At 71.5% G+C, this 17,137-nt stretch carries 14 protein-coding genes; 8 read left to right on the top strand and 6 right to left on the bottom strand.

Annotated elements, in window-relative coordinates; genetic code table 11:
* Positions 1-278: 278 nt before the first annotated feature.
* On the bottom strand, positions 279-500 hold the full coding sequence (locus tag CQ044_RS10125) for an acyl-CoA carboxylase subunit epsilon (RefSeq protein ID WP_105688353.1): 222 nt from the start codon (positions 498-500) through the stop codon (positions 279-281).
* Positions 497-2,095, bottom strand: a complete 1,599-nt coding sequence (locus CQ044_RS10120; protein WP_105688352.1) for an acyl-CoA carboxylase subunit beta — start codon at positions 2,093-2,095, stop codon at positions 497-499. The genes CQ044_RS10125 and CQ044_RS10120 overlap by 4 nt, the downstream gene beginning before the upstream one ends.
* A 128-nt stretch (positions 2,096-2,223) precedes the next feature.
* On the opposite strand from CQ044_RS10120, the gene CQ044_RS10115 reads away from it, so the two are divergent.
* The 3 genes from CQ044_RS10115 to CQ044_RS10105 all read left to right on the top strand — a co-directional run bounded on the left by CQ044_RS10115 (position 2,224) and on the right by CQ044_RS10105 (position 5,895).
* Complete coding sequence (locus tag CQ044_RS10115) at positions 2,224-2,991, top strand: biotin--[acetyl-CoA-carboxylase] ligase (protein WP_105688351.1); 768 nt, start codon at positions 2,224-2,226, stop codon at positions 2,989-2,991.
* Between the two features lie 61 nt (positions 2,992-3,052).
* Positions 3,053-4,882, top strand: coding sequence for an ABC-F family ATP-binding cassette domain-containing protein (locus CQ044_RS10110; RefSeq protein WP_105688350.1), 1,830 nt, complete (start codon positions 3,053-3,055; stop codon positions 4,880-4,882).
* Positions 4,883-4,959: 77 nt separating this feature from the next.
* Positions 4,960-5,895 carry a sugar kinase gene (locus CQ044_RS10105; RefSeq protein WP_105688349.1) on the top strand — a complete coding sequence of 312 codons (936 nt, stop codon included), beginning with the start codon at positions 4,960-4,962 and terminating at the stop codon, positions 5,893-5,895.
* A gap of 30 nt (positions 5,896-5,925) precedes the next feature.
* Here the strand turns inward: CQ044_RS10105 and CQ044_RS10100 are convergent, their stop codons facing one another.
* From CQ044_RS10100 to CQ044_RS10090, 3 genes are all read right to left on the bottom strand, one after another.
* On the bottom strand, positions 5,926-7,023 hold the full coding sequence (locus CQ044_RS10100) for an NAD(P)-dependent alcohol dehydrogenase (RefSeq protein ID WP_105688348.1): 1,098 nt from the start codon (positions 7,021-7,023) through the stop codon (positions 5,926-5,928).
* Complete coding sequence (locus CQ044_RS10095; protein ID WP_105688347.1) at positions 7,020-8,516, bottom strand: aldehyde dehydrogenase; 1,497 nt, start codon at positions 8,514-8,516, stop codon at positions 7,020-7,022. The genes CQ044_RS10100 and CQ044_RS10095 overlap by 4 nt, the downstream gene beginning before the upstream one ends.
* Positions 8,517-8,648: 132 nt before the next feature.
* Positions 8,649-10,886 carry a LuxR C-terminal-related transcriptional regulator gene (locus CQ044_RS10090; protein WP_105688346.1) on the bottom strand — a complete coding sequence of 746 codons (2,238 nt, stop codon included), beginning with the start codon at positions 10,884-10,886 and terminating at the stop codon, positions 8,649-8,651.
* A 179-nt stretch (positions 10,887-11,065) separates the two neighbouring features.
* Here CQ044_RS10090 and CQ044_RS10085 point away from each other — a divergent pair, with 179 nt between their 5' ends.
* The 5 genes from CQ044_RS10085 to CQ044_RS10065 all read left to right on the top strand — a co-directional run bounded on the left by CQ044_RS10085 (position 11,066) and on the right by CQ044_RS10065 (position 16,533).
* The gene (locus CQ044_RS10085) at positions 11,066-12,901 is read left to right on the top strand and encodes a Na+/H+ antiporter (protein WP_105688345.1); all 1,836 of its coding nucleotides are present in this window, start codon (positions 11,066-11,068) and stop codon (positions 12,899-12,901) included.
* A gap of 107 nt (positions 12,902-13,008) precedes the next feature.
* Positions 13,009-13,683, top strand: a complete 675-nt coding sequence (locus CQ044_RS10080; protein WP_105688344.1) for a DedA family protein — start codon at positions 13,009-13,011, stop codon at positions 13,681-13,683.
* Positions 13,684-13,764: 81 nt separating this feature from the next.
* Positions 13,765-14,676: a MetQ/NlpA family ABC transporter substrate-binding protein gene (locus CQ044_RS10075; RefSeq protein ID WP_105688343.1), complete on the top strand. Its 912-nt coding sequence runs from the start codon at positions 13,765-13,767 to the stop codon at positions 14,674-14,676.
* A 124-nt stretch (positions 14,677-14,800) separates the two neighbouring features.
* Positions 14,801-15,874, top strand: a complete 1,074-nt coding sequence (locus tag CQ044_RS10070; RefSeq protein ID WP_105688342.1) for a methionine ABC transporter ATP-binding protein — start codon at positions 14,801-14,803, stop codon at positions 15,872-15,874.
* Positions 15,874-16,533, top strand: a complete 660-nt coding sequence (locus CQ044_RS10065) for a methionine ABC transporter permease (RefSeq protein WP_105688341.1) — start codon at positions 15,874-15,876, stop codon at positions 16,531-16,533. Before CQ044_RS10070 ends, CQ044_RS10065 begins: the two co-directional genes overlap by 1 nt.
* A gap of 193 nt (positions 16,534-16,726) precedes the next feature.
* On the opposite strand, the gene CQ044_RS10060 is transcribed toward CQ044_RS10065, so the two are convergent.
* Complete coding sequence (locus CQ044_RS10060; RefSeq protein ID WP_105688340.1) at positions 16,727-17,038, bottom strand: hypothetical protein; 312 nt, start codon at positions 17,036-17,038, stop codon at positions 16,727-16,729.
* Positions 17,039-17,137: the final 99 nt, after the last annotated feature.

The raw sequence follows: 17,137 nt of genomic DNA, 5'->3' as shown, positions 1-17,137 counted from the left end.
CCGTCCGGATCAGCGTGCGGGCAAAAGAAAGGGCGAGGGGCGGCGAAGCCGCCCACCCCTCGCCAGGTGCGGAACAGTTACCCGAAAACTGTCCGCGGAGACCGGAGATCGTCTGCCTACCCTGTGGCAGAGATCCGGTCGAACGCGAAGCGTTGCAAGAAAGAGTCTTCCGGGTTGCAAGAGGGATGTCTGTAGGTATTTTGGGGGACAAATCCAGACCGAGGTGAAAATCCCGTCGGAGGCCCCCAGAAGCCCGCTCTCCTGCGCAGGAGGCGCGGTCAGCCGGAGAAGCGGCCCCAGGGGATGTCCCGTCGCAGCGGGGCCCTGAGGGCGCGCTGCGTGCGGCCCCAGGCCGACACCGGCTTCTCGGCGGCCACGGCATCCGCCTCCTCGGCCACGAAGGCTTCGGAGAGCACGGCGATGAGCGCCGCGAGCTCCTCCTCGGTGGCGGAGCCGCGCAGCACCTGGATCTCGACCGCCCCGTCGTCCTCCGCGCTCACAGCGGGATGTTCCCGTGCTTCTTCGGGGGCAGCTCTGCGCGCTTGCCGCGCAGCGCCCGCAGCGCCTTCGCGATCGAGACGCGCGTGTTCGCCGGCTCGATGACGCCGTCGATCTCGCCGCGCTCGGCGGCCAGGAACGGGCTGGTCACGTTGTAGGTGTACTCGTTGGCGAGGCGGGTGCGGACGGCGGCGACATCCTCGCCGGCCTCCTCCGCGCGCTTGATCTCCCCGCGGTAGAGGATGTTCACCGCGCCCTGGCCGCCCATGACGGCGATCTCGGCCGTGGGCCAGGCGAGGTTCACGTCCGCCCCGAGCTGCTTGGAGCCCATCACGATGTAGGCGCCGCCATAGGCCTTGCGCAGGATCACGGTCACGAGGGGCACGGTGGCCTCGGCGTAGGCGTAGATGAGCTTGGCGCCGCGACGGATCACGCCGGTCCACTCCTGGTCGGTGCCCGGCAGGTAGCCCGGCACGTCCACGAGCGTGACGATCGGGATGGAGAAGGCGTCGCAGAAGCGCACGAAGCGGCTGGCCTTCTCGCCGGCCTCGATGTTGAGCGTGCCCGCCATCTGCGAGGGCTGGTTGGCGATGATGCCGACCGAGCGGCCCTCGACGCGGCCGAAGCCGATCACGATGTTCGGCGCGAACAGCGGCTGCACCTCGAGGAACTCGCCGTCGTCGACGACGCGCTCGATGACGGTGTGGATGTCGTAGGGCTGGTTCGCGGAGTCCGGGATCAGCGTGTTGAGCGTGCGATCCGCATCGGTCGTCTCGAACTCGAAGTCGTTGGAGTACGACGGCAGCTCCGCCATGTTGTTGTCCGGCAGGAAGCCGAGGAGGGTGCGCGCGTAGTCGATCGCGTCGTCCTCGTCCTCGGCGAGGTAGTGCGCGACGCCGGAGCGGGTGTTGTGCGTATAGGCACCGCCGAGCTCCTCCATCCCGACGTCCTCGCCGGTGACGGTCTTGATGACGTCGGGCCCGGTGACGAACATCTGGCTGGTCTTGTCGACCATGATCACGAAGTCGGTCAGCGCCGGGCCGTACACGGCGCCGCCCGCGGCCGGGCCCATGATGATGGAGATCTGCGGGATGACGCCGGAGGAGCGGGTGTTCGCCCGGAAGATCTCGCCGTACTTGCTGAGCGCGAGCACGCCCTCCTGGATGCGGGCTCCGCCCGAGTCGAGGATGCCGATGATGGGCACGCCGCTGCGCAGCGCGAACTCCATGATCTTGATGATCTTGTCGCCGGAGACCTCTCCGAGCGAGCCGCCGAAGGTCGTGAAGTCCTGCGAGTAGACCGCGATGGTCCGACCGTTGATGGTGCCGACGCCGGTGACGACAGAGTCGCCGTACGGCCGGTTCTTGTCCATGCCGAACGCGGTCGTGCGGTGCCGCACGTACTCGTCGAACTCGACGAAGCTGCCGGGGTCCACCAGCAGCTCGATGCGCTCGCGGGCCGTCATCTTGCCCTTGGCGTGCTGCTTCTCCTTGGCCTTCGCCTCGGCCGCGACGACGGCCTCGTCGTAGCGGGCGCGGAGGTCGGCGATCTTGCCGGCGGTCGTGTAGAGGTCAGGGGTGTCCGTCACGCTTTCCACATTAGCGCCGGGGCCCGGGGGTCCGTTGGATGAGAGGCACAACACCCGAGCGGGATCCTCTGTGCGGACCCTCTGATCGTCGCCGGTCCGCCCGCGTGCGCTGCGGGCCCCGCGGATAGGGTGACCGGATGAGCTTCCCGCACAGCACCGCGGCCGCCGCGCGCCTCGAGATCGTCGCCTCGACCGGATCCACGAACGCCGATCTGCGCGCGTATGCGGAGGACGAGGCCGGCTGGCCGCACCTGTCCGCGATCCTCACCGAGGATCAGGTCGCGGGCCGTGGCCGCCTCGACCGCGTGTGGACGGCGCCGGCCGGATCCGCGCTGGCACTGTCGGTGCTGCTGCGCGTGCCGCGGGTCCCCGTCGCCGAGCGCGGCTGGATCCCGCTCGCGGCGGGCCTCGCGATGGCCGATGCGATCGCCGCTCAGCTGCCGGAGCGCGCCGTGGGCGTGAAGTGGCCGAACGACGTGCTGGTGGGCGACCGCAAGATCTGCGGCATCCTCGCCGAGGCCACCGGATCCGACGTCGTGATCGTCGGGTCAGGGGTCAACACCGCGATGTCGGCCGCGCAGCTCCCGGTCGAGACCGCGACCTCGTTCGCCGTCGAGGGCGTGGAGGCCGATCTCGATCTGCTCGTCGCCGGCTACCTGGCCCGCCTGGACGGGTGGATCGAGGGGCTCTCGGAGCACGGCTCGGCCGTCGCGAGCGGTCTGCACGACGCCGTCGCCGCCCGCTGCGTCACGCTCGGCCGGACGGTGCGCGTGATGCTGCCGGGCGGTGCCGATCTGGTCGGCGAGGCGACGGGGCTCGGTCAGGACGGCTGCCTGATCGTCACCGCGGACGGATCCGAGCACCGCATCGCCGCCGGCGACATCGTGCACCTGCGCCTGGCCTGAGCCGGCGGGCGCCCTTCGGGCTCGGCGGGATCCCTGGCGGCCCGACTACCCTGGATCCGACATGGCACATCTCCTCGGGGCCGAAGGCCTCCATCTCGAGTTCCCCACCCGGATCGTCTTCGACTCCGTCACCCTCGGCATCGAAGAGGGGGACCGGATCGGGATCGTCGGCCGCAACGGCGACGGCAAGTCCAGCCTGCTCGCGATGCTCGCCGGACGCCTGGAGCCCGACACCGGGCGCGTGACCGTGCGCGGCGGCACCACGATCGGGGTGCTCGACCAGGCGGACGTGCTCGACGACGCCCTCACCGTCGGCGGGGCCATCGTCGGCGACACCCCGGAGCACGAGTGGGCGGGGGACCCGAAGATCCGCGACGTGATCGACGGCCTCGTGAGCGACCTGGACTGGAACGCCTCCGTCGCCGACCTCTCCGGTGGCCAGCGCCGCCGCGTCTCGCTGGCGAAGCTGCTCGTGGGGGACTGGGACATCGTCGCGCTCGACGAGCCCACCAACCACCTCGATGTGGAGGCGATCGGCTGGCTCGCCGAGCATCTGAAGAGGCGCTGGTCAGCGAACCAGGGAGCGCTCATGGTCGTGACGCACGATCGCTGGTTCCTGGACGAGGTGTGCACCGAGACCTGGGAGGTGCACGACCGGATCGTCGAGCCGTTCGAGGGCGGTTACGCGGCGTACATCCTGCAGCGCGTCGAGCGCGACCGGATGTCGGCGGCGACCGAGGCGAAGCGGCAGAACCTCGCGCGCAAGGAGCTCGCCTGGCTGCGCCGCGGCGCCCCCGCGCGCACGTCGAAGCCGAAGTTCCGCATCGACGCGGCGAACGAGCTCATCTCCGACGTGCCTGAGATCCGCGACCGCATCGGGCTGCAGTCGCTCGCCGTCTCGCGGCTCGGCAAGGACGTCGTCGATCTCATCGACGCCGGCGTCACCTTCCCCGCCTCCGCGTCCACCCCGGAGCGGGAAGTGCTGCGCGATGTCGAGTGGCGGATCGCGCCGGGGGAGCGCACCGGCATCCTCGGCGTCAACGGCGCGGGCAAGTCGACCCTGCTCGGCCTCGTGGCGGGCACGCTGGCGCCGACGAGCGGCCGGGTCAAGCACGGCAAGACCGTGCAGGTGCGCACGCTCACCCAGCGCCTGGACGAACTGCAGGACGTCTGGGACGAGCCGGTGCGCATCGTGATCGGCCGGCTGCGCACGACGTACACGTTCGGCACCGGATCCAAGGCGGCCGAACTGACGCCGGGACAGCTGCTGGAGAGGCTCGGCTTCTCCTCGGCGCAGCTCTCCACGCCCGTCAAGGACCTCTCGGGCGGCCAGCAGCGCCGGCTGCAGCTGCTGCTCGTGCTGCTGGATCAGCCCAACGTGATGATCCTCGACGAGCCCACGAACGACATGGACACCGACATGCTCGCGGCGATCGAGGATCTCCTCGACTCCTGGCCCGGCACGCTGCTGGTGGTGAGCCACGACCGCTACTTCCTGGAGCGCGTGACGGACCAGCAGTACGCGATCCTGGACCGGCGGCTCAGGCACCTGCCGGGCGGGGTGGACGAGTACCTGCGGCTGCGGGCGCTCGAGCAGACGTACCAGAAGGCGCCTGTGGCGGGATCCGCCTCCGCATCCACGTCCGCGCCGGCCGCGGAGCCCGCCCTGAGCGGCGCCGATCGTCGCACCGCGGAGAAGGAGCTGACCGCCCTGGAGCGCCGCATGCAGAAGCTCGCCGAGCAGATCGACCGCGCCAAGCACGCCCTCGCCGACCACGATCAGTCCGACTACGCGGGCCTCGGCGAGAAGATGAAGGAGATCTCCGCGCGGGAGGCCGAGGTCGAGGAGCTCGAGCTGCGCTGGTTCGAACTCACCGAGCAGCTGGGCTGACCGCCGGGGAGCGGAGAGCGTTGCGCCTAATGCAACGCGTGTTGCGTCAGTGGCGTTCGGTGGGAGAGAATGCCGGAATGGCAACTGCAGACGTTCCCGCGCTGATCGCGATCGGCGAGACCATGGCGATGGTGACGCCGAGCCGGGCGGAGTCCCTCCTCGATGCGGAGAGCATCCGGCTGCGCGTCGGCGGGGCCGAATCCAACGTGGCAGGGCACGTGGCGGCGCTCGGCGGCGCGGCCGCCTGGGTGAGCGCGCTCGGAGACGACGTGCTCGGACGCCGGGTGCGCCGCGAGATCGAGTCGCACGGCATCGACACCCGCTGGGTGTCGTTCGATGAGACCGCGCCCACCGGAGTCTTCTTCAAGGATCCGGGGCGCGGCGTCAGCTACTACCGTGCCGGATCCGCCGCGTCGCGGATGACCTCCGCGTCGATCGCGATGATCCCGATCGAGCAGGCGGCGGTCGTGCACGTCTCGGGGATCACCCCCGCGCTCTCGGACGACTGCGCCGCGATGATCGATGCGGTGTTCGATCGCGTCGCCGCGAGCAGCGCGCTCCTCAGCTTCGATGTGAACCACCGTCAAGGGCTGTGGCCGGTCGCCGATGCCGCCCCGATCCTCCGCGATCTGGCGAACCGCGCGGACATCGTCTTCGTGGGGCGCGACGAGGCGGAGACGCTCTGGGGGTGCCGGACCGCGGAGGACGTGCGCGCGCACCTCCCCGCACCGGCACGGCTGATCGTCAAGGACGGCGACGTCGGCGCCACCGAGTTCTCCGCAGACGGCCCGATCTTCGTGCCCGCGATCCCGACGGAGGTGGTCGAGCCGGTCGGCGCCGGCGACGCGTTCGCGGGCGGCTACCTCGCAGGCCTCCTGCGCGGGTGGACCGTGCAGGAGTGCCTGCGGAGCGGGCACGAGCGCGCGCACCTGGTGCTCCAGTCGACGAGCGACAGCGCGCCTCCCGCTGCGGCGGGTGGTGCGCCGTCCGTTCTCGCCGACGCGGCGCACTGACCTCTCGACCGCTGCTCGGCGCCGTATCCCTCAGAACACGATCACCGGTTTGACCGTGCGGCCGTGGTGCATGTCCTCGGCGGCGCGTGCGATCTCGTCGAGCTCATAGGCGCGTTCCAGCCGTTCCAGCGGAAGCCGGCCCTCGGCATGCAGCGCGACGAGTTGCGGGATCAGCTGCTGCGGCCTGGCATCGCCCATCGTGACGCCGCGCAGCACCTTGCCCGTGAGGATCCCCTGGATGTCGACGGCGATCTCGGTTCCGGGCGGCGGCGCGCCGCACACCAGCACCGTGCCGCGGATCGCCGCGGCGTCGAGCGCGGCCCTGGCGACGCCGGGACTCCCCGTCGTGTCGAAGCTCAGATCGACGCCGTGGCCCGCCGTGATCTCCGCGAGGCGCGCGGCGACGTCCTCGGCGCCTGCATCGATCACGTCGGTCGCGCCGAGCTCCCTGGCGAGGTCCAGCCGCTCCGCGACGAGGTCGATCGCGATGAGTCGTGCGGGGGAGCGCAGAGACGCCGCGATCACCCCGGACAGACCCACCGCGCCGGCCCCGTACACGGCGACGATGTCGTCCGGGCCCGGGTCGAGCACGTTCCACATCGAGCCGAAGCCGGTGATCACGCCGCAGCCGAGCGGGGCGATGGCGGTGAGGTCCGCGTCCGGGGCGACCCTCACGAGCGAGCGCCGGTCGGCGATCGCGAAGGTGCCGAACGAGGACTGGCCGAAGAAGTGGCCGGCGAGGGGCTGCCCGTCGCGGGTGATCGTTCCGGCGTCGTCCTGGCGCAGGGCGCCGAGCAGGTTCCGCGGCAGCCAGGTCTCGCAGTACGCCGGGTGATCCGCCGTGCAGGCCGCGCAGTCGCCGCAGGAGGCGAAGCTGAGCAGGACCTTGTCGCCCGGTGCGACCTCCGTCACCCCCGGCCCGACGCGCTCGACGACGCCCGCGCCCTCATGCCCGATGATCCCGGGGGCAGGGAACGGGATCCCGCCGGCGAGGACCGCGAGGTCGGTGTGGCACAGGCCGCTCGCGACCAGCCGCACGAGCACCTCGTCCCGGCCGGGGTCGCCGTAGTCGACATCGGAGACCGTGAACGCCCCCGCCTCCAGGACGGCGGCGCGCCCCGCGGTCACCGCGGGTCCTCCGGGCCGAGGCCGATCACGATCGCGTGCGACCGCTGATACGACGCCATCGCCTCCGGACCGCCTTCCCGGCCCCACCCCGAGGCCTTGACGCCGCCGAACGGGATCGCGGGGTCGAGGATCGCCCAGCCGTTGACCCAGGTGATGCCGGCGTGCAGGCGGGCGGCGACCCGGTGCGCCCGTGCGAGATCCGAGGTCTGGATGCCGCTGGCCAGCCCGTATCTCGTGTCGTTGGCGAGCGCGATGGCCTCGTCCTCGGTGTCGAAAGGCTGCACCGTCAGCACCGGGCCGAAGATCTCCTCGACGACCGCCTCGGCGGCCGGGTCGAGGTCGGCGAGCACCGTGGGCGCGTAGTAGAAGCCGCCGTCGAGGTCGACCCTCTCGCCGCCCGTGACCACGCGCGCTCCCGCGGCCCGCGCGCGGTCGACGATGCCGGCGACCTTCTCCAGCTGGCTGCGGCTCGCGACGGGGCCGATCACCGTGGCCGGATCGGTGATGTCCCCGAACGGGACCTGCGGCACCGCGTCGGCGAGGATGCCGAGCACGACCTCGTAGATCGGCCGCTCCACCAGGAGACGTGGTCCCGCCATGCAGAACTGGCCGCTGTTGAAGACGAAGGCGGAGATGACCGTCCCGATCGCGGTGTCCAGATCGGCGTCGGCGAACAGGATGTTGGCGGCGTTGCCGCCCAGTTCGGCCGTGAACGACGTGAGGGACTTCCCGGCGAGCGCCGCTGCGCGGGCTCCGACCTCGGTCGAGCCGGTGAAGGCGACCTTGTCCACCCCGGGGTGTCCGACCAGATGATCGCCGAGCGTCGAGCCGGGACCGGTGACGACGTTGAAGACGCCGTCCGGCACGCCGGCCTGCTGCAGCACCTCGGCCACGATCAGGGCGCTCAGCGGGGTGTCGCTCGCGGGCTTGTGCACGATCGTGTTGCCGGCGATCAGCGCGGGCGCGATCTTGGAGCTGGACAGGATCAGCGGGAAGTTGAAGGGCGTGATCGCCGCGACCACGCCGTAGGGCTCCTTCTTCACGTAGGCGTGCGCGTGCGCGGAGATCTCCCTGACCTCGCCGTCGAGGTGGTGCCCCAGCGCCGCGTAGTACTCGTACAGCTCCGCGGCGTTATTGACGTCGACGATCCGCGCGAACGTGATCGGCTTGCCGGCGTTCGCGCTCTCCGCCTGCGCGAGCTCCTCGGTGCGCTCGCGCAGCAGGTCGTGCGCGCGCTGCAGGATGCGGGCCCGCTCGCGGCTGGAGAGCCCGGACCACACGCCGGAGTCGAAGGCGGCGCGGGCCGCGGCGACCGCGTCGTCCACGTCCTGGGCCGTCGCACGGGCGACATCCGTGAGCTTCTGTCCGGTCGCCGGGGTGAGGATGTCCATCCGGCCGCCGTCGGACGCCTCGCGCCACGACCCCCCGATGAACAGCCGTCCTGGCCGGAAGGCCGGGTGCGCGGCGACGGGCGCCTCTTCTGCGATCGTCATGATCGGTCCTCTCCTCGTCGAGCTACGGGTCGACGACGGGATGCGGACCCGGTCGCAGAGCGGCGGAGCGCGGGGCGGCGTCGTCGTCCGGGTCAGTCTGCGGGAGGGCCCTGCGCCGCGGTATCCGTAGGATTACCGATTCGAACCGGCGGAGTCCGCCTCGTACCACGCGGCGATCTGCGCGCGGGAGGAGATTCCGAGCTTCGCGAAGATGCGCTGCACATGCGTGTCGACCGTGCGCACCGAGAGCACCAGGCTTTCGGCGATCCCGCGGTTGCTCAGCCCGGCGTGGACGCCCGCGGCGACCTCGCGCTCGCGGTCGCTCAGAGCCGGGGGCCGCGGTGCGCGGTCCTCGTGGAAGGAGGCCGCCTCCGCCGGCGAGAGGCGCTCGCCGAGGGCGGCGAGGCGCTCGGCGGCGCGGCGCCCGAGCCGCGCGTGCACGATCTCGACGCAGCGGTCGTGGTGCGCCGTCATCTGCGGGCCGTGCACCTCGATGCCGGATCCGATCCGCCGCCACCGGCTCCGGGCGGCGCCCAGCAGCACGGCCGAGCGTTCGGCGCGCGAGCGCGCGGCGGCGATCCACGCCAGCAGCTCCAGCACGAGGCAGTCGCCCGCCGGATCGTCGATCCCGGTGTCGACGGCCAGCGCCTCCTGCGCGATGCTCTCGGCGTCGTCGAGCGCTCGCTCGGTGAACGAGGCCAGCGCGCGCGCCCAGAGGGCGAGCGAACGCATCCAGCGCTCTCCGGTCGCGTCCGCATAGCGCTCCGCGGCCGCGGCGGGAAGCGCAGCGTCCGGCAGGCCGAGGTGGCTCATCGCGGTCGTCAGTTGGAACTGCGCGAACATCGACTCCTCCGGAAGACCGGCGTCGACGGCGAGACGGATCGAGTGCGCGAACTCCTCGCGGGCGTGCGCCGCATCTCCCGAGAAGAGGGCGAGCGTGCCGTTCCAGCGATGACGCTCGATCTCGGTCCGGGTACGGAGCGCCGCAGGCAGGTCCGTCGACAGGACCGCCGCCTCATCGAGACGGATCCGTGCCTCGTCGAGATCCCCTTGCAGCAGACACAGCCAGGTCGCCGTGAGCAGGGCCGGCACGCGCAGGTCGGGCGCCGCATCGGCCAGCGGGAGCAGCCGGGACGCCCATCCGCGCCCCTCGAGCAGGTATCCGCCGACGCCCCAGTGGTAGCGGAGATCGGCGAACAGGCCGAGTGCGGCCGCGGTGTCGAGCGCGGCCGCCGCGCGCAGCGCTGCCTGCAGCTCCGCCCGATCCGCGCGGAGCCCCGCGATCGTCTCGGCCTGCCGCGGTCCGTACCAGTGCCGGTTCGCGTCGGCGGCCACGCGGGCGTAGTGCGCGAGATGGCGGCGGACGAGTGCCGGCCTCGCTCCGGAGTCCTCGGCGAGCTCCCGCCCGTAGCCGCGGATCGTCTCCAGCAGACGGAACCTGCCGGCGTCGCGATCCGCCTCCACGAGGGACTGCGCCACCAGTTCGTCGAGCAGATCGAGGATGGTCTCCTCCGGTTCGCCTGCCACCGCCGCGGCGGCAGCCAGGTCGAACGGGCCGGCGAACGTGCTCACCGCGGCCCACAGCGCGCGCTGCGGCGGGGAGCAGAGGTCGTGGCTCCAGTCGACGACCGCGCGCAGCGTGCGCTGGCGGGCGACCGCGGAGCGGGAGGTTCCGCGCAGCACGGTGAAGCGCGACGACAGACGGGCGGCGAGATCGGCGGGGGAGAGCGTGCGCAGTCTGCTCGCCGCGAGTTCGATCGCGAGGGGAAGACCATCGAGGGTGCGGCAGATCTCCACCGCGATCGGGGCCTCCTCCGGGTGCAGCACGAAGGAGGAATCCGCCGCGCGGGCGCGGGCGGTCAGCAGCGCGACGGCCTCCGAGACGTCCCCCGCCGCGGTCTCCACCTCCAGCGGCGGCACCGCGAAGACGTTCTCGCCGTCCAGCTCCAGGCGCCGCCTGCTCGTCGCCACGATCCTCAGCCCCGGCACCGCGTCGAGCAGCTCGTCGGCCATCGCGGCCACGGCGTCGACCAGATGCTCGCAGTTGTCCAGCACGAGCAGGGCAGGGGCCTCGCCGAGCACCTCGATGACGAACTCGCGGGGATCCCGGACGGACTGCTCGCCCAGCGGGAGCGCACGGGCCACCGCGAGCGGGAGCCGCCGCGGATCCTGGACGCCGTCGAGAGCGACGAACCAGACGGGATCGCCGGTCGCGTCGGCGTGGGCGTTCGCCGCCCGGATCGCCAGGCGCGTCTTGCCGGCGCCGCCGACACCGGTGAGGGTGACGAGCCGAGTGTCGTGGAGCAGCGCGGAGAGCGCGTCGAGCTCTCGCCCTCGCCCCACGAACGCGCTGCGCGGTTCCCTGATCATGTCGTCCCCATCGTGGCTGGGATTATTGCACGGGGTCCCGGAAGGCGATTCTCCGTCTGGCGGATGTGCCGACATCGATGGCGACGGAGTCCCACGCGGGAATACCGTGGTCCTAGGCGATGCTGTGCTCTGGGCGGACGGCACTCGCGGTCCGTATGCGAGACGAGAGGAGACCGCGCATGGAAGGTCTCGAAGTCACCGTCCTGCTGGGGCTCACGATCCTCACGGGCGCCCTGCTCGCACCGCGGCTCCGGCTCGCGCTGCCGCTCGTGCTCGTGATCATCGGCCTCGCGCTGGGATTCGTGCCGGCCCTCCGGGAGATCCAGCTGCCGCCGGAGACGGTGCTGCTGCTGTTCCTGCCGGTCATGCTGTTCTGGGAGAGCCTGACCACGTCGCTGCGCGCGATCCGCCGCGACTTCCGCTACATCCTGCCCATGAGCACGCTGCTCGTCGTGGTCTCCGCGTTCGCCGTCGCCGGCATCGGGCTGCTCTTCGGGCTGCCGTGGGAGACCGCGCTGATCCTCGGCGCGGCCGTCGCGCCGCCCGACGCGACCGCGGTCGCCGCCCTCGGCCGGCTGCTGCCGCGCCGCATGTTCATGAAGCTCAAGGCCGAGAGCCTCACCAACGACGGCACGGCGCTCGTGCTGTACGCGATCGGCATCTCGCTCGCGGTCGGCGGGCACATCACCCCGCTGAGCGTCACCTGGTCGGTGATCGTCTCGTACCTCGGCGGCATCGCGGCCGGTGTGGCCGTCGCGGCCCTCGCGTTCCTGCTGCTGCGTGCGGTCTCCTCGACCATCGTGATCAACACGGCCCTGCTCCTCGTCCCGTTCGTCGCATTCCTGCTCGCCGAGCTCATCACCGCCTCCGGCGTGCTCGCGGTCGTGGTCGCCGGCGTGATCATCGCGTACGTCTCGCCGACCGTGACGACGGCGCAGTCCCGCCGGCAGGCCGAGTCCGCCTGGCCGTTCGGGGTGTTCCTGCTCAACGGCGCGCTCTTCGTGCTGATCGGACTCGAGGTGCAGTACGTCGTGCACCAGATCTCGGCCGGCGCGATCGGGCGCCTCGTGCTCGTCACGCTCGCGGTCTGGGTCGCGCTCCTCGTCGTGCGCTACCTGTTCCAGCTGCTCAGCGTGCCGTTCTACCAGCGCACGGGTCCCCGCCCACCGCGCGGCGTCAGGGCGCGCTCGCGCGTGCTGAGCACGTTCGCGGGCATGCGCGGCGCGGTGTCGCTCGCGATCGCGCTGTCGGTGCCCGCAGGCGCCGTCGCCGGGGGAGCGCTGGACGGCCGCGACGAGATCGTGTTCGTGACGGCCGGCGTCATCCTGCTGAGCCTGCTCGTGCAGGGCACGCTGCTGCCGGCGATCGTGCGCTGGGCGCGGATCCCGGCCGACCAGGGCGAGGTCGAGGAGTACGAGCTCGCCGAGCGCACGATCTCGGGGGCGGCGCTCTCGGCGCTCGACGACCTCGCGGTGCGGTTCGAGGTCAGCGACGACGTGCGCGACCGGATCCGGTTCGAGGGCTATCAGATGCTCGAGTACGCCAACGCGCGCACCCTCGCCCGCGAGCAGGCGCTCGTGGACGCCGAGGTCAAGGCGCTCGACGAGATGCTCGGACAGCCCGATCCGCTCGCGGCGGGGACCGAGCCGGAGGAGGACGCCTCGGGATCCGACGGGGTTCCGTCCGGCGGCATCGGATCCGACGGCATCGGCGGCGAGCCGATCGCCGCCGACGAGCAGGGCGCGGCGGGTGGATCCGCTCCGCGCCGCACGCTCATCGAGGGCGCGACGCTGCAGATGATCGCGACCTCGGAGGATGTGGACCTCCTGCAGCGCTCGCCGCTCGTGCGCCACGAGGAGTTCACGCGCCTCAAGCTCGGGCTGCTGGACCGCAAGCGCGAGGTGCTGCTGGGCCTGCGCCGCTCCGGGACGGTCGACGACCTCGTCGTGCGGCGGATCTCCGCGCGGCTCGACCTCGAGCAGCTCCGCCTGCAGGGACTCGAGGACTTCGACTGACCGCGACGCTCCGCGTGCCGCCCGTCCTACTCCCGTAGTACGACGGGCGGCGAGGATCACTCTGCAGAGGGACGCGACCGGATCCTGCCGCGACCTACCGTGAGGTCATGGCCGACCTCCTGAGCTCCTTCCTCCTCACCCCGTGGGCGCCGCTCCTGATCCTGCTGTTCTGCTTCCTGGACGGATTCTTCCCACCGGTGCCGAGCGAGACGGTGGTCGTCGGCGCCCTGGCGCTGGCCTTCGCGACGGGGCCTGCGGCGACACCTACGGCGATCCTGGTCCTCATCGCCGCCGGAGTGGGCGCGGCAGCCGGCGACAGCGCCGCGTACGCGATCGGCCGTCGCGTGGGCACGGAGCGGTGGGCCTGGATGCGGCGTCCCCGCGTGCGCTCCGCGTTCGAGTGGGCGGGCGAGCGCCTGGCCTCCCGTCCTGCCGTGTACCTGCTGGTGGCGCGGTACATCCCGGTCGGGCGGGTCGCGGTCAACATGACCGCCGGGGCGACCAGGCTGCCGTATCGGAGGTTCCTGCCGCTGTCGCTCGTCGCGGCCGTCTGCTGGGTCGCGCTCAGCGCGGTGATCGCGTCCGTCGCCTCCGCCTGGCTCGGGCATTCGCCCCTGCTCGCGGCGCTGGCCGGCATCGTGCTGTCGATCGTGGTCGGCGTGCTGATCGATCTCGCAGCCCGGCTCGTCCGTCGGGCTCGCGGCCGAGGTGCGGCAATGCCGGCCCCCGCCGCGGAGGCCGAGTCCGAGCTCGTGAAGACGGGTGCCGGCGCGGAGCTGTGACGCCGTGTGACGGGTCGATTCGGAGGGCGCTCGGAGCCCCTCGTAGCGTGGTCGAGTCCCCCAAGAGAGGAACTCACAGCCATGTCCCGCACCCTCACCACCGCGCTCGCCGCCGCCACCGCGGCCGCCGCGCTCGTCGTCTCCCTCGTCGGCTGCTCGTCCGCATCGGGCGCCGGATCCGACCCGACCTCCGAGTCCGGCAAGACCGTCAAGGTCGGCGTCGTCGGCAAGAGCGACCCGCAGTGGCCCGCCTTCGTCGAGGCCGCCAAGAAGGAGGGCATCACCGTCGAGCTGGTGGACTTCGGCTCCTACGAGCAGCCGAACCCCGCGCTCGCCGAGGGTGAGCTCGACCTCAACGAGTTCCAGCACATCGTCTACCTCGCGCAGTACAACGTGAAGTCCGGCAAGGACCTGCAGGCGATCGGATCCACCGCGATCTACCCGCTCGGCCTGTACTCGAAGAAGCACAAGAGCGTGAAGGAGATCCCGGCCGGCGGGACGGTCGCGGTTCCGGACGACGCGTCGAACCAGGCGCGCGCCCTGCTCGTGCTGCAGTCGGCGGGTCTCGTGAAGCTGAAGTCCGGCGGCACCGCCCTGTCCGATGTCGCCGACGTCGACACCGCGGCCTCCAAGGTCAAGGTCACCCCGCTCGAGGCCGCGCTGATCCCGACCTCGCTGCCGGACGTCGACGCCGCGATCATCAACAACGACTTCGTCAAGGACGCAGGGCTCACGTTCGCGGACGCCCTCACGCAGGACGACGCGAAGGATGCGACCGCCCAGCCCTACGTCAACATCTTCGCCGCACGGGCGAAGGACAAGGACAACCCCACGTACCTGAAGCTCGTCGAGATCTTCCAGAAGGATCCGGCCGTGCAGGCGGGTCTCAAGAAGGCCTCGGGCGACATCGGGATCCCGACGGTCCTCTCCGCCGCCGACCTGCAGAAGGTGCAGGCGACCGTCGAGTCGGACGTCAAGGCGCACAAGAACTGAGGCCCTCGGGCCGGCGGCGGGGGATCGATCCCCGTCGTGCACGACAGAGCCGGGCGATGCGGAACCGCGTCGCCCGGCTCCGCGTCGCGAGAACCCCGTGACGCAGAACCGAACCGGAGAACCCATGCCGATCGTGAGCCTGCAGGGCGTGACCAAGACCTATCCGCCGACCGCGCGGGACGGGGCGCCCGTGATCGCCATCGACGACGTGTCCCTCGACATCGCCCAGGGCGACGTCTTCGGGATCATCGGATACTCCGGGGCAGGGAAGTCCACCCTGGTGCGCCTGATCAACGCACTGGAGCCGACCACGAGCGGGCGCCTGATCGTGGACGGCGTCGACCTCACGACGCTCACGGAGCGCGAGCTGCGTCGTGTGCGCAGCGGGATCGGCATGATCTTCCAGCAGTTCAACCTGTTCTCCGCGAAGACGGTCAGGGCGAACATCGCCTACCCGCTCACGCTCGCGGGCTGGGCGAAGGCCGATATCGAGGCGCGGGTGACGGAGCTGCTCGCGTTCGTCGGGCTCTCCGACAAGGCCAAGGCCTTCCCCGAGCAGCTCTCCGGCGGCCAGAAGCAGCGCGTCGGCATCGCGCGCGCCCTGGCCACTCGGCCCGCCATCCTGCTCGCCGACGAGGCGACCAGCGCCCTCGACCCGCAGACGACGCATGAGGTGCTCGAACTGCTCGCCAGGGTGAACCGTGAGCAGGGCGTGACGATCGTCGTGATCACGCACGAGATGGACGTGATCCAGACCCTCGCCACCAAGGTGGCCGTGATGGAGGGCGGGCGCGTCGTCGAGCAGGGCGAGGTCTTCGAGGTGTTCTCGAACCCCAGGAACCCGGCGTCGCAGCGCTTCGTCGGCACCGTCATCAAGGGCATCCCCAGTCCCGCGGAGCAGGCGTCGCTGGGCGCGCGCCACGAGGGCCGGCTCGTCACGTTCTCGTTCCGCGACGGCGACTCCTCGCAGGCCCAGGTGTTCCTGGACCTCGCCGAGGCCGGCCTCGCGTTCGAACTCGTCTACGGCGGGATCAACGACATCCGCGGCCGCGCGTTCGGCCATCTCACGCTCGCGATCCGCGGTGCGGACGCGGCGATCGACGCCGCGCTCCGGAAGATCCGGGAGCACGCGACCGTGACCGAGATCGGATCCGACGCACCCGCGGGGACGGCTCGGCCGGAAGGCGGGGTGCGCTGATGGATCGCCTGATCGAACTGCTCCCGGACTTCTGGCAGGCCGCGCTCGAGACGCTGTACATGACCACCTTCGCGCTCGCGATGGCGGGCGTGATCGGCACGATCATCGGGATCGGCCTGTACGTCACGCGTCCCGGCGGTCTGCTGCCGAACCGTCCGGTGAGCATCCTCATCTCGTTCCTGGTGAACTTCTTCCGGCCGATCCCGTTCGTGATCTTCATCGCCGTGCTGCAGCCGTTCACCCGGATCGTGATCGGCACGGGCATCGGCATCAACGCCGGCGCCTTCGCGATCGGCGTCGCCGCGTCGTTCGCGATCGGCCGCATCGTCGAGCAGCACCTCGTCTCGGTCTCGCCCGGCGTGATCGAGGCCGCGCGGTCGATGGGCGCCGGACCCTGGCGGATCCTCCTCACGGTCGCGATGCCCGAGGCCCTCGGGCCGCTGATCCTCGGCTACACCTTCGTGGTCGTGGCGCTCATCGACATGACCGCGATGGCGGGGCTGGTCGGCGGCGGCGGCCTGGGCGCGTTCGCCCAGGTCTACGGCTTCCGCCAGTTCGAGCCCGTCGTGATGTGGGCCGCGATCATCCTGATCGTCGTGTTCGTGCACCTCGTGCAGACCCTCGGCACCTGGCTCGCCCGGCGCATCATGCGGCGCTGAGCCGGTCGGGCGGCGGCCCGGTCGGTGGGCACTGTCCCGTTTCGGGGCGTGTTCTGTCCCGGCTTCGAGGTGGGCGCTGTCCTGGTTTGGGGCGTGTTCTGTCGTTTTGGGGCGCGCCACACCGGATTTTCCGGTCAGGGGGCGCCCCGAACGGCGTGATCGCGCCCCGAACCGGAGATGGCGGCGGGCGCGGTCAGCGGCGGAGCGCCGCGCGTAGGGCCGGGACGAGCATCTCCGCGGTGGGGTGGCCCGAGGGGCCGTCCGCCGTGCGGTACACCCGGCAGGCCAGATCCTGGATCGGCGCGGATCCCGGCACCGCGTCCACGCCGTCGACGAGCACGGTCGGCGAACCGGCGAAGGCGGTTGCGGCGGCCTCGGCGGGGGTGCGGATCACGCGGACCGCGGGCTCCGTATCGAATCCCAGTTCGGAGAGCGCGTGGCGCACGGCGCGCTCCGCGGCGGGCCCGTTCGGGCAGCCGTCGATGGTCAGGATCTCGATCCGCATGGGACGATCATCTCCCGATCCGCGCGGCTGAGGACCGGTTCGGGGCGGGTTCTGTCGTTTTGGGGCGCGTCCGGCAAGGATTTCCCGGCGTGGTGCGCC

This window comes from Microbacterium sp. MYb64 (assembly GCF_002979495.1).
Lineage (GTDB): Bacteria > Actinomycetota > Actinomycetes > Actinomycetales > Microbacteriaceae > Microbacterium > Microbacterium azadirachtae_A.
The sequence above is the reverse complement of the archived record's forward strand: the minus strand, read 5'-3'. Positions and strand labels throughout refer to the sequence as shown.